The organism is Rhodococcus sp. LMD, from assembly GCF_056108245.1.
Map to the genome: position 1 here is coordinate 1,088,281 of NZ_CM148557.1, position 11,943 is coordinate 1,100,223.

At 72.6% G+C, this 11,943-nt stretch carries 12 protein-coding genes; 7 read left to right on the plus strand and 5 right to left on the minus strand.

Annotated elements, in window-relative coordinates; genetic code table 11:
- Positions 1-57: 57 nt before the first annotated feature.
- Positions 58-864, minus strand: a complete 807-nt coding sequence (locus ACWPQI_RS05050; protein ID WP_474738677.1) for a glutaminyl-peptide cyclotransferase — start codon at positions 862-864, stop codon at positions 58-60.
- Positions 865-913: 49 nt separating this feature from the next.
- Here ACWPQI_RS05050 and ACWPQI_RS05055 point away from each other — a divergent pair, with 49 nt between their 5' ends.
- Genes ACWPQI_RS05055 through ACWPQI_RS05065 form a run of 3 tightly spaced genes read left to right on the plus strand, consistent with a single transcriptional unit; the run spans position 914 to position 5,345 of the window.
- Positions 914-2,035 carry a DUF3027 domain-containing protein gene (locus tag ACWPQI_RS05055; protein ID WP_048772348.1) on the plus strand — a complete coding sequence of 374 codons (1,122 nt, stop codon included), beginning with the start codon at positions 914-916 and terminating at the stop codon, positions 2,033-2,035.
- Between the two features lie 2 nt (positions 2,036-2,037).
- On the plus strand, positions 2,038-4,797 hold the full coding sequence (locus ACWPQI_RS05060; protein WP_048772345.1) for a sacsin N-terminal ATP-binding-like domain-containing protein: 2,760 nt from the start codon (positions 2,038-2,040) through the stop codon (positions 4,795-4,797).
- Positions 4,710-5,345, plus strand: coding sequence for a phosphatase PAP2 family protein (locus ACWPQI_RS05065; protein ID WP_010593981.1), 636 nt, complete (start codon positions 4,710-4,712; stop codon positions 5,343-5,345). The genes ACWPQI_RS05060 and ACWPQI_RS05065 overlap by 88 nt, the downstream gene beginning before the upstream one ends.
- Before the next feature lie 24 nt (positions 5,346-5,369).
- On the opposite strand, the gene ACWPQI_RS05070 is transcribed toward ACWPQI_RS05065, so the two are convergent.
- Positions 5,370-5,618, minus strand: a complete 249-nt coding sequence (locus ACWPQI_RS05070; RefSeq protein WP_010593982.1) for a DUF2530 domain-containing protein — start codon at positions 5,616-5,618, stop codon at positions 5,370-5,372.
- Between the two features lie 75 nt (positions 5,619-5,693).
- Here ACWPQI_RS05070 and ACWPQI_RS05075 point away from each other — a divergent pair, with 75 nt between their 5' ends.
- From ACWPQI_RS05075 to ACWPQI_RS05090, 4 genes are all read left to right on the plus strand, one after another.
- Positions 5,694-7,178, plus strand: coding sequence for an NCS2 family permease (locus tag ACWPQI_RS05075; protein WP_010593983.1), 1,485 nt, complete (start codon positions 5,694-5,696; stop codon positions 7,176-7,178).
- A gap of 43 nt (positions 7,179-7,221) precedes the next feature.
- A complete protein-coding gene (locus tag ACWPQI_RS05080; protein WP_010593984.1) occupies positions 7,222-7,653 on the plus strand; it encodes an Rv0880 family HTH-type transcriptional regulator in 432 nt (143 codons plus the stop codon).
- Between the two features lie 81 nt (positions 7,654-7,734).
- Positions 7,735-8,541 (plus strand): TrmH family RNA methyltransferase, encoded by an 807-nt coding sequence (locus tag ACWPQI_RS05085; protein WP_010593985.1) that lies wholly within the window; start codon positions 7,735-7,737, stop codon positions 8,539-8,541.
- The gene (locus ACWPQI_RS05090; RefSeq protein WP_010593986.1) at positions 8,538-8,819 is read left to right on the plus strand and encodes a DUF2537 domain-containing protein; all 282 of its coding nucleotides are present in this window, start codon (positions 8,538-8,540) and stop codon (positions 8,817-8,819) included. The genes ACWPQI_RS05085 and ACWPQI_RS05090 overlap by 4 nt, the downstream gene beginning before the upstream one ends.
- 40 nt (positions 8,820-8,859) lie before the next feature.
- Here the strand turns inward: ACWPQI_RS05090 and ACWPQI_RS05095 are convergent, their stop codons facing one another.
- The 3 genes from ACWPQI_RS05095 to serC form a co-directional block, all read right to left on the minus strand.
- Positions 8,860-9,609, minus strand: coding sequence for a DUF6928 family protein (locus ACWPQI_RS05095; RefSeq protein WP_048772342.1), 750 nt, complete (start codon positions 9,607-9,609; stop codon positions 8,860-8,862).
- A gap of 15 nt (positions 9,610-9,624) precedes the next feature.
- Positions 9,625-10,512 carry a septation protein SepH gene (sepH, locus tag ACWPQI_RS05100; protein WP_192811070.1) on the minus strand — a complete coding sequence of 296 codons (888 nt, stop codon included), beginning with the start codon at positions 10,510-10,512 and terminating at the stop codon, positions 9,625-9,627.
- A 243-nt stretch (positions 10,513-10,755) separates the two neighbouring features.
- Positions 10,756-11,877, minus strand: coding sequence for a phosphoserine transaminase (gene serC / locus ACWPQI_RS05105; RefSeq protein WP_010593989.1), 1,122 nt, complete (start codon positions 11,875-11,877; stop codon positions 10,756-10,758).
- Positions 11,878-11,943 lie beyond the last annotated feature (66 nt).

The window sequence follows — 11,943 nt, forward strand, 5'->3', positions numbered from 1 at the left end:
GGAACAATTCTGTCGCACCGGCCGGATCGGCGTTCGGTGGCGTACCCGGTGCCGCGTTCACGGCACGAACCGCACCTCGAACATCGACGGCCAGTACTTGCCGGTGACGAGGAAGCGATCGGTACCGGGCAGGTGGGCGATTCCGTTGAGCACGTCGATGCGCTCGCGCCGGTCTTCGGGGAGGTGTTCGCGCAGTGCCCCCGCGTCGATCACGGCGGTCACCCGGCCCGCGTCCGGGTCGATGCGCAGGATCTCGTCCGTCTTCCACACGTTCGCGTACACCGCGCCGTCGTCGGTGCACTCGAGTTCGTTGAGCCGGGTGGCGGCGCGGCCCTCGCGCCGTACCGTGACCCGGCCCGTCTCGGCGAAGGTCCCGGGGTGCCGGAACGTCAGCTCCGCCGTGCCGTCGCTCATCACCAGCCGGTCGTCCTGGGCGCACAGTCCCCAGCCCTCCCCGTCGTAGCCGGCGCGGCCGCGTTCGGCCAGGGTGTCCCGGTCGCGGGCGATCGCGACCCCGTCCTGCCACGTCAGCTGCCACACGGTGGCGCCGGCGACCGTGATGCCCTCGCCGAACATGTCGTCCGGCACCGGGACCCGGACCCGTTCGGCGCCGGTGGCCGGCGATCGCGCCGCGATCCACGACCGGCCGGACAGGCCGGTGCCCTCGAGGAGCTCGTCGCCGGACACCTCGAGCCCCTGGGTGAACGCGGCAGGATCGTGCGGGTAGACGGCCACGATCTTTGTGCGCAGGCGCTCGGCCGGCGGACCCGGATCCGCCGGGGCGGAGTCGCACGCGGCGGCCGCGACACCGGCCACGATCGCGGCCGCGACACCGGCCACGACGGAGAGCGGACGTCGGCGCATGCCCACATGATGGCAGCCGAGGCTCGCGGCGACGGTTCCGTGCGGCAGAATGGGCTCCGTGAGTGGTGTGCCTTCCTCAGTTGCGTCCGGCTCCGCGTCCGCCTCTACCGAACAGCTCGTACAGCCTCTGCTGGCCGACGCCGTCGACGTCGCGCGGGCCGCGCTGCTGGACGCCGGAGAGACCGGCGTCGGCGCGTACCTGGGCGTCGCCGCCGAGGACGACTGCGCCGCCACCCACCGGTTCGCCGCGGAACTGCCCGGGTACCGGGGCTGGCAGTGGGCCGTCGTCGTCGCCGCCGCGCCCGGCTCGGATCGGGTGACCGTGAGCGAGATGGCGCTGCTGCCCGGACCGGACGCCCTGGTCGCGCCCCGGTGGGTGCCGTGGAACGAGCGGATCCGGCCCGGCGACCTCGGCCCCGGTGATCTGCTCGCCCCTCCGGCCGGGGATCCGCGCCTCGTGCCGGGCTATGTCGCCACCGGCGACCCCGAGATCGACGAGACGGCCCGCGAGATCGGCCTGGGCCGCAAACAGGTCATGAGCCTCGAGGGACGTCTCGAGGCGGCCCAGCGCTGGTACGACGGCGACTACGGTCCGGAGTCGGAGATGGCCAAGGCGGCGCCCTCGACGTGCCGGCTGTGCGGGTTCTACCTGCCCCTCGCGGGTTCCCTGCGCGCGGCGTTCGGCGTGTGCGGCAACGAATTCGCCGCCGACGGCCACGTGGTGCATTCGGCGTACGGGTGCGGAGCCCACTCGGACACCACCCTGCCGACCGGCGCCGGCTCCCCGGTCCACGAGCCGTACGACGACTCCGCTGTCGAGGTCGTCGCCCTGCCGCCCGCCGCCGAAGGAGAGCAGGACCGTCCCGGCGCGGACGACCGGGACGCCGCCGCCGCAGTGGTCGACGAGGCCGCGATGGAGAACGGGACCGTTGGCACCGAGACGGCGGAGAGCTCCGAGACCGCGGAGAGCGCCGAGACTGCGGAGAGCGCCGAGACTGCAGCGAACACCGAGACGGCGGAGAGCACCGAGACGGCGGAGAGCGCCGAGACTGCAGCGAACACCGAGACGGCGGAGAGCACCGAGACTGCAGCGAACACCGAGACCGCGGAGAGCACCGAGACCGTGGCCGCCGAGCCGGCCGGGGCCGAGCCGCCGGAACAGACCGACTGACGATGCCGCGCCCCGACCCCTTCGGGACAGCGGGGCTGCGCGAGGGCACCCTGCTGGCCTGGGCATCGTCCCCGACCCGGCTGCGGGAGGACGCCGCCACCGAGGCCGACCTCGTCCGGGCCGGCTACCGGGACCGGGTGCTGACCGAACTCGCGCAGAACGCGGCCGACGCGGCCGCGCGCGCGGGCGTGCCGGGGGTGCTGTGCCTGTGGCGCGACGGCGACGACCTGCACGTCGCGAACACCGGCGCGGTGCTCGACGAGGCCGGCGTGCAGGCGCTGACGGCCCTGCGCGCGTCGAGCAAGACGGGCGGGGTCGGCCGGTTCGGGGTCGGGTTCACCGCCGTCGCGGCGGTCAGCGCGGACATCGAGATCCGTTCGCGTTCCGGCTCGATCCGCTTCTCCGCCGCACGCACCCGGGACGCCCTCGCCGACCGCGACCTGCCCGTCCCGGAATCCGGCATCCCGGTGCTGCGTCTCGCCTGGCCGGTTCCCGCACCACCCGCGCCGGGCTGGGACACCGAGGTGGTGCTGCGGCTGCGTGCCGGCATCGACGCCGACGCGCTGCTCGACGGGTTCGCCGCGGAGGCCGTCGACCTGCTCCTCGAACTGCCCGCCCTGACCACCGTCACGGTCGGCGCTCGCACGTTCACCCGCACCTGCACCGACACCGAGTCCGGGCTGCGTGTCGTCGCCGTCGGCGAGCGGACCTGGTGGGAGTACACGGGCCCGCACGCCCGCTGGCTCGTTCCGGTCGTCGACGGGGTGCCGGTGCCGGTGTCCCAGGACGTGCTGCGTGCCCCCACCCGCTCGGACGAGGAACTCTCGCTGCCCGCGCTGGTGATCGCCGACGTGCCGATGCAACCCGACCGGCGCCGCCTGCTCCCCGGCGCCCCGGTGGCCGGGCTCGTCCGCGGTTACGCCGACTTCGTCGCGGCCCTGCCCCCGCGGCACCGGCCGTCGATGGTTCCGGTTCCCGGTTTCGCGCGCAGCGAGGTCGACGCGCTGCTGCGGGAGGCCGTGCTGCAGGAGCTGCGCGCGCATCCGTGGCTGCCCCCCGCCGACGGCGGCGACGATCTGCTCCCGGACCGCGCCACCGCACTGACCGGTCTGACCGACGAGCTCGCCGGTGTCCTCGCCGACGTCGTGCCCGGCCTGATCCGGCCCGATCTGTGCGGGCCGCGGCACGCGGCGGCGCTCGGCGCCGTCGACGTGCACCGGCTCGGGCCGGCGCGGATCGCCGAACTGCTCGCCGGCGTCGAGCGTGAACCCGCATGGTGGTACCGGCTGTACGAGGCGCTCACCCCGTTGGTCGTCGACGCCGTGGTCGCCGAGGAACTCGCCGCGATCCCGGTCCCGCTGTCGGACGGGCGCACCGTGACCGGGCCGCGGACCACCGTGCTGGGCACGGACGTCGGGCATCTGCGGCTGCCGTGGGTGCGTCTCGTGCATCCCGACGCCGCACATCCGCTGCTCACCCGGCTCGGCGCCGGCACGGTCACGGCGGCGGATCTGCTCGCGGATCCGGCCCTGCTCGCGGCGGTCGAGGACGTCGACGCCGCGGACTGCGAGGCGACGACCGAACTGGCGGACGTCGTACTCCGGCTGGCCGCACAGGTACCGGCCGCGGCGGTGCCCCGGGAGCTCGGAGCGCTGCTGCTGCCCGACGTCGACGGTGAACTCGTGCCCGCCGACGAACTGCTGCTGCCGGGGGCACCCCTCGCCGAGGTGCTGGTGCCGGACGCGCCGTTCGCCACCCTCGACCCGCAGGTGGTCGAACGGTACGACGCCGACGCGCTGCGGGCGGTCGGTGTCGGATGGGGTTTCACCGTGCTGCGCGCCGAACTGCCCACCGGTCCCGATCACGACCTGCCCGACGAGGAACAGTGGTGGGAAACCCTCGACGGGGACCCCGACCTGCTCGTGGCCGTGCGCGATCTCGACCTGGTCGACGACGCGTGCTGGGACCGGGCCCTGTCGCTCCTCGTCGCCGATCCCGGCACCGCCGCGGTCCTCGACGATCGCCGTGGCTACACCGCCTGGTGGCTGCGCACCTTCGCGACGCTGGACGGCCGGACGCTCGGGCACCTGCGCGCCCCCGACGACGACGCGTTCGCCGGGCTGCTCGACCCCTGCCCGCACCCGGACGCGGACCGTCTGCGGGCGTGTCTGGCCGCGACGGACGTCGAGAGCACGGAGGCGGCCGCGCTGCTCCTCGACCTCCTGGCCGATCCCGACCGCATCCCCGTCCCGGTCGTCACCGTCCACACCCACGCCGCCCTGGCCGCGGCGAGCGCCGCCGGCGTACTCGACCTCGACGACCTGCACCTGCCCGACGCCGTCCGCAGCCTCGCCGGGACGACCGTCGATGCCGCGCACGCACTGGTCCTGGACCGGCCCTGGCTCGCCGCCGTGATCCCCGCCGACCGGCTCGTGCTCGGCACCCTGCCGGCCGCGCCGGTCCTCGCCGACCTCCTCGACGTGCCCCTCGCCTCGGCCGAGGTGTCCGGCCATGTCACCGGCCCGGGGCGCGCGACCGAATGGCGGAACGAGCCGGCCGCGGTGCTCGCCGCGGCCGTCGCGGGGCGGACGGTGCCGCGCGGACCGCTCGTCGTGCACGAGCGGCTGACCGTGCGCTGCTCGGGCGCGGTCACCGGCGAGCACGAGGTCGCGTGGTGGGTGGACGGCAGCGGCACGACGCACTGCACCGCATCGGGACTGGCCGCCGCCGTCGCGGCGCTCGCGCCGGCGGAGCCGCGATGAGTATCGACACGACGACCCTCGAGGGGGTGGTGGACCTGCGCGAACCCGCGTTGACCGCCCTGGTCACCGTCGTCACCCACTCGGGAGGCATGACCGCGATCGCCGTCGTCACGGCGGTGCTGACGGTGCTGATGCTGCGCGCGGGCCGCCGCGACGATGCGCTGCTGCTGTCCGCGACGATCCTCACGGGCTGGCCGCTGATGAGCCTGCTCAAGCTGCAGTTCGGCCGGGAACGCCCCCCGCAGCCCGAACGCCTCGTCGAACTGACCACCCACTCGTTCCCGTCCGGTCACGCCATGATGACCGCGATGCTGGCGACGGTGCTCGCCGTCGTGATCGCCCGGCGGTCGCCGCCCGGCAGCCACGGGGCCCTCGTGGCGTACTGCGCTCTCGGCGCCTACACGCTCGCGGTCGGGCTCTCGCGGGTCTACCTCGCGGCGCACTGGCTGACCGACGTCGTCGCCGGGTGGGTGCTGGGGTCGTTGTGGGCGTTGCTGTGGGTGGGGTTGATCACGCGGGTGCAGTCCCGGCTGTCACCACGGCCGTGACGCCGGGCGGCACGCGCCCTCTCGTCAGTCCAGTCCGACCTGAGCGCCGCGCCGGCCCAGCCGTGCGGCCCGGCGCTGCACGAGGAACAGGGTGAATCCCAAGAGTCCCACGATGATTCCGGCTACACACACGGGCAGTGCGGCCGACCACCGCTCGTCCGCGACGAGCACGACGATCGTCGCCACCGTCCACAGCGCCGTGCCGATCGCCAGTGCGGCGCGGGGATCGGCGAGGCGCCGGGTCCGCTCGGCGATCGTGCGTGCGTCGTTCACGATTTCAGGCTAGTCCAGCCCGGTTGCAATAATCTCCCGTTGCGACGCAGCCCCCACCCCAGAGCGGAAGTCGATATGGCCCAATCCTCAGAGCGGAAGTCCGGCACGGCGGTCGGCACCTCCTTCCTCGACACCTACTTCAAGATCACCGAACGGGGATCGACGGTCTCGCGGGAGGTGCGCGGTGGTGTCGTCACGTTCGTCGCGATGGCCTACATCGTGGTGCTCAATCCGCTGATCCTGGGCAGCTTCTCCCCGGACGACGCCACGGCCAAGGTCGACGTGCTCGGCAACATCCTGCCGGTCAACCAGGTCGCGGCCGTCACCGCGCTGGTGGCCGGACTGATGAGCATCGTCTTCGGCATCGTCGCCAACTATCCGTTCGCCATCGCGGCCGGCCTGGGCATCAACACCCTGCTGGCGGTCACCATCGCGCCCCAGGTCACCTGGCCCGAGGCGATGGGCCTCGTGGTGATCGACGGCATCATCATCGTGATCCTCGCCGTCACCGGTTTCCGCACCGCCGTGTTCAACGCGATCCCGCCCGAGCTGAAGGCGGCCATTGCGGCCGGTATCGGTGCGTTCATCGCCCTGATCGGCATGGTCGACGCCGGATTCGTGCGCCGCCTGCCGGACGCGGCCGGCACCACCGTCCCCGTCGGGCTGGGCATCGACGGTTCGATCGCGTCGTGGCCGACCGCGGTGTTCGTGTTCGGCGTGCTGCTGATGGGGGTGCTCGTCGTGCGCCGGGTGCCCGGCGGTCTGCTCATCGGCATCGTCGCGACCACGGTGGTGGCCGCGATCGTCGAGGCGGTCGCCGGCGTCGGGCCGTCGCAGGGCACCGACCCGAAGGGCTGGAACCTGAGCACCCCGGAGGTGCCCGACAAGGTGGCCGGCGTGCCGGATCTGAGCCTGGTGGGCAACGTCGACCTCTTCGGCGCGTTCACCCGGATCGGCGTGATCGCCGCGACACTGCTCGTGTTCACACTCGTCCTGGCCAACTTCTTCGACGCGATGGGCACGATGACCGGCCTCGGCAAGGAAGCCGGGCTCACCGACAAGAACGGCAACCTGCCCGGCATCGGCCGTGCCCTCGTCGTCGAGGGCACCGGTGCCGTCGCCGGTGGTGTGGGATCCGCGTCGTCGAACACGGTGTTCGTCGAGTCCGCCTCCGGCATCGCCGAGGGTGCGCGCACCGGTCTCGCGAACGTGGTGACCGGCGTGCTGTTCCTCGCCGCGATGTTCCTCACCCCGCTCTACGAGATGGTGCCGGTCGAGGCCGCCGCCCCGGCTCTCGTGGTGGTCGGCGCCCTCATGATCGGGCAGGTCCGCGACATCGACTTCACCCAGTTCGCCATCGCACTGCCCGCGTTCCTCACGATCGTCGTCATGCCGTTCACCTACTCGATCGCCAACGGCATCGGCGTCGGCTTCATCACGTGGGTCGTCCTGCACGCCGCGGCCGGAAAGGCGCGGACGGTGCATCCGCTGCTGTGGGTGGTGGCAGGCTTGTTCGTCGCCTACTTCGCGGTGGACCCGATCACCGAACTGCTCACCTGACATGCGGCGCGATGTGTCCGGTCGGTCCCGTATTGTGCACGCCATGACATCGGAACATCGCACGCTCGCCGGCGACCTCTCGTTGGCAGTCGTGCGCCTGACGCGCCATTTGCGGGGGCGGCGCTCCGATTCCCGGGTGTCCCTGACTCAGCTGTCGGCCATGACCACGCTGAGGCAGGAGGGAGCGATGACCCCCGGTGCGCTGGCCGCACGCGAGAAGGTCCAGCCGCCGTCCATGACGCGGGTGATCGCCTCGCTCGACGAGATCGGGCTCGTCGAACGGACCCCGCATCCCACGGACGGCCGGCAGGTCATCGTCTCGCTCTCGGACGCGGGCCGGGCACTGCTGATCGACGAGCAGCAGGCCCGGGAGGCGTGGCTGACCGAACGCCTCGCCACCTTGGACGAGGCCAGCCTCGCCACGCTCGGGGACGCGGTGGAGATCATCAACAAGCTGGTCAGCGAAGCGGAGTGAGCCGATCCCGGTCCTCGTGGCCGGGATGTGCCCGGCGAACCCGCCGACGAGCCCGGGACGTGGCCTGGGAGAATCGACGGCGTGGTGCACATCGTCGACATCGAGGATCCCGCCGACCCCCGGCTGAACGACTTCCGAGACCTCAACTCGGCGGATCGCCGGCCCGACCTGCCGGCCGGCAAGGGGTTGGTGATCGCGGAGGGCGTGCTCGTCGTCCAGCGGATGCTCGATTCGCGATTCACACCCGGCAGCCTGCTCGGGGTGGATCGTCGTCTCGGTGAACTCGCCGACGACCTGCGCGACGTCGACGTACCGTTCTACCGCACCTCGGCCGAGGTCATGGCCGAGGTCGTCGGCTTCCACCTCAACCGCGGGGTGCTCGCCGTGGCGCACCGGCCGCCGGCGCTCGCCCTCGACGACGTCCTCGAGAAGGCCACCACGGTGGCGGTGCTCGAGGGTGTCAACGACCACGAGAACCTCGGCTCGATGTTCCGCAACGCCGCCGGCCTCGGTGTCGACGCCGTCGTGTTCGGCAAGGGCTGCGCCGACCCGCTGTACCGGCGGTCGGTGCGGGTCTCGATGGGTCATGTCCTGCGAGTGCCGTTCGCGCACGTCGAAACGTGGCCGGACGATCTGGACCTGCTGCGGGCGCGCGGCTTCCAGCTCATCTCGCTCACTCCGAATCCCGAGGCCGTGCCGCTGGCCGAGGCGATGACGGGGGAGAAGGTCGCGCTGCTCCTCGGTGCCGAGGGTCCGGGGCTGACCGAGCACGCGATGCGCGCGACGGACGTGCGGGCCCGCATTCCGATGGCCCCGGGCACCGACTCGCTCAACGTCGCCACGGCCGCGGCGATGGCGTTCTACGAGCGGGTACGGATCCCGCGGTGATCGCGCCCCCGCGCGCCCCGTCGACACCGTGGTCGACGGGACTGACGCTGACGGGTTTCGCCCTCGCCGTCACGGTGGTGACGATCGTGGCGTTCGGGCTCGAACTCGGGCGCGTGCACCCCCTGCTCGTGGTGATCGTCAACCTCGTCGCCGCGGCCGGGATCGCCCCCACCCTGTGGTGGTGGCGTCGGGTGCCGCTGTGGCGGTGGATCGCCGCCGGCGTCGCCGCCGGTGTCCCGGTCGGCTGGATCGTCCTGCTCGCCGCGGCGGCGTTCTGAGCGGATCCACGGCCGCGAACGAATCTGCCAGGCGCACCGGTTATTCCGCGCGCGTACGGCCGGGCAGTGCGCGGCCGGGCGCGGAGATCCGCCGCGGCCACCACCGCCGTCGCGCGGGCCGGGCGCCCGGTGCGTCCCGGTCGGCGGGTGGCCGCTCGCCGTCGCGGTACAACGCGAAGTCCCACACCTCGATCTCGTGGGGGTCGAGCTCGCCGGCGGCGCGGGCCGTGTAACGGAACCCGAGCCACGCGGCGTTGGCGGCCTCGGCGAACCGGCGGGGGTGGAACGGCAACGCCTCGGGGTGGGGCAGTACGTCCAGCGGCCAGCGGATCGGGAACTCCCCGCCCCAGAACGGCCGCTCCCACACGAACGGCAGCCCGTCGTCCTCGGTGATCGCGACGGGCGTGGCGTCGAACGCTCGTCGCGGCGTGCCGCGCCGCCAGGCACCGACGGCGCCGCGCGCCCCGGTGGGATCCGACACGACGAGATAGGTGTTCTCGGACGCGACGGTGTGCCTCCAGCGTTCGGGCAGCTGCGACGGACGCGTCGCCGCAAGGTCCGGGCTGCACACCACCGTCACCCCGGGGAAGCTGCCCACGTAGACCCGGCCGGCCGCCCCGGCTGCGGCCTGCGCGAGCGGCACCCGGCCCAGCGGCTCGGACGACAGTCCCGGATGCAGCCGTCCGACGAGAGCGTGGGCGGTCGTGCAGTCGGCCCGGGCATCGCGCAGCACCTCGCCGGGGTCGGGGGCGTCGACGTACCAGATGGTCGACACCGTCGCGGCCGCCATCGGTGGGTCCGGTCCTCAGCCGCGCCCGTTGCTGCGCACGCCGAGCAGCACGTCGTCCCACGAGGGGAGGGCGGGCTTGCCGCGCTTGTCCTTACCCGGATTCTGCTGCGGCGCCAGCTTCGGCCGGTCCTCCTCCACGTCGGGCTCGGGCAGACGCGCCGCCGCGGGACGGACCTCCTCGACCTCGGCGTCGATGACCGCGGGCGGCGGATCGAGGGTGATCGTCTCGGCGACGACGTCCTCCCGCTCGGACCCGTCGTTGTCGCCGGTGTCGTCGACATCGCGCGCCGTGTACACCGGTGTGAGGCAGCGCAGCGGCCGCCCGCAGTCCGGATCGATCAGCTCGGTGGCGGTGTCGTCGAGCGGGAGGATCGTCCCGCCGTGGGCGTCGGGCTGGTAGCGCCAGTGCGCGGCGTTGGTGGACCGGCCGGCGTCCCACTGCAATTGGGCCACCCAGTGACCCTCGTCGTCGCGCCACGCGTCCCAGGTGGCGGCGTCGATGCTGTGCCCGCGTGCCCGGAAGGCCTGGGCGACGATCTCGGCGAGGGTGTGCACGGCCGGGCCGTCCGGACGCACCGGATGACCCTGCTGAGCCATCTCCGCCGCGCGGGAGCGCTCGAGCAGCACCGGGTAGGCGAACCGCTCCACCTTCGCGAGCGGGATCCCGGCCTCCTCGGCGACCTGCTCGACGGATGCGCCGGAGCGGATGCGGGCCTGGATCTCGCGGGGTCGCAGCTGACTGGCGGTCTCGATCTGGATCTGCCCGAGGCGGGCGAGGTCACCACGGGAGGCGGCGCGGAGCGTGTCGTCGATCGGGATGCGGAATCTGTCGCCGTTTTCGGGATCGGCGAGCACGACGTGCGTTCCGTCGGGCTCGAGGCCGACCACTCGAAGCTCTCGCACCATGACCTCCTCGCGGGGAATCGCGATTGACCCGCCCGACTGTAACGGACTCGTGATGCCTGCGGAGCAGGACACGCCGACACGCCGGGGGCCCGGTGGCACGAATCCGCCGACGTGGCGCTATTGTCCAAGGTTTCCCCGAAAGTCTCGACTCGTTGTCGAGAGTTCGAGACGGCTCCGGGACGGCGAACGGGGCCGGACCCGACCCGGATCCGACCCCGCCCTCACGGTCGCGCGACCGATCTACATCCGGTCGACCACCCAGTCGATGCACTTGGTCAGCGCGGTGACGTCGTCGGGGTCGATTGCCGGGAACATGCCGACGCGCAGCTGGTTGCGGCCCAGCTTGCGGTAGGGCTCGGTGTCGACGATCCCGTTGGCGCGCAGGATCTTCGCAACCTGTGCGGCATCGACCGAGTCGGCGAAGTCGACGGTGCCGACCACCTGGGAGCGCAGCGCCGGATCGGCGACGAACGGGGTGGCGTACTCGGAGGCCTCGGCCCACGCGTACAGCCGCGACGACGAGTCCGCGGTCCGGGCCGTCGTCCAGGCCAGGCCGCCGTTGCCGTTCATCCACTCGATCTGGTCGGCCAGCAGCAGCAGCGTGCCCACCGCGGGGGTGTTGTACGTCTGATCCTTCGTGCTGTTGTCGACGGCGATCGGCAGCGACAGGAACTCGGGAGTGAAGCGGCCCGAGGCCTTGATCTCGTCCACCCGCGCCAGCGCGGCCGGGCTCATCAGGGCGATCCACAGGCCACCGTCGGCGGCGAAGCACTTCTGCGGCGCGAAGTAGTAGACGTCGAAGTCCTCCGCGGCGACGGGCAGGCCGCCGGCGCCGGACGTCGCGTCGATGGCGATCAAGGCGTTCTCGGAGCCGGCCGGGCGGGTGACCGGCACCGCGACACCGGTCGAGGTCTCGTTGTGGGCCCAGCCGATGAGGTCGGCCGATCCGTCGGCGACGATCTCCGGTGCGGTTCCCGGCGCGCTGTCCACCACGATCGGGTCACCGATCAGCGGGTTCTTCTTGGCGACCGTGGCGAACTTCGACGAGAACTCGCCGTAGGTGAAGTGCTGCGACTTCTCCCGGATCAGGCCGAACGCCGCGGCGTCCCAGAACGCGGTGGTGCCGCCGTTGCCGAGCACCACCTCGTAGCCGTCGGGCAGGGCGAACAGCTCGCGCAGTCCCGAGCGGATGCGGGCGACGACGTCCTTGACGGGCTTCTGCCGGTGGCTGGTACCGAACACCGAGGCACCGACCTCGACCAGGGACTGCAGCTGCTCGGGGCGAACCTTGGAGGGACCGCAGCCGAAGCGGCCGTCGGCGGGCTTGAGATCGGCGGGAATGATCGGTGTAGCGTCAGCCATCGGTATGCGTGTCCTAAACGTCGAGGAACGAGTGCACCGGTAGTCTAGACGGCCCCCGCCGGTCGG

What these genes read in the sequence shown, in the direction of transcription:
- ACWPQI_RS05095 (WP_048772342.1), bottom strand. Translation starts at nt 9,609, where the DNA reads ATGGCGGCCGCGACGGTGTCGACCATCTGGTACGTCGACGCCCCCGAC.
- ACWPQI_RS05050 (WP_474738677.1), bottom strand. Translation starts at nt 864, where the DNA reads ATGCGCCGACGTCCGCTCTCCGTCGTGGCCGGTGTCGCGGCCGCGATC.
- ACWPQI_RS05055 (WP_048772348.1), top strand. Translation starts at nt 914, where the DNA reads ATGGGCTCCGTGAGTGGTGTGCCTTCCTCAGTTGCGTCCGGCTCCGCG.
- serC (WP_010593989.1), bottom strand. Translation starts at nt 11,877, where the DNA reads ATGGCTGACGCTACACCGATCATTCCCGCCGATCTCAAGCCCGCCGAC.
- ACWPQI_RS05060 (WP_048772345.1), top strand. Translation starts at nt 2,038, where the DNA reads ATGCCGCGCCCCGACCCCTTCGGGACAGCGGGGCTGCGCGAGGGCACC.
- ACWPQI_RS05075 (WP_010593983.1), top strand. Translation starts at nt 5,694, where the DNA reads ATGGCCCAATCCTCAGAGCGGAAGTCCGGCACGGCGGTCGGCACCTCC.
- ACWPQI_RS05080 (WP_010593984.1), top strand. Translation starts at nt 7,222, where the DNA reads ATGACATCGGAACATCGCACGCTCGCCGGCGACCTCTCGTTGGCAGTC.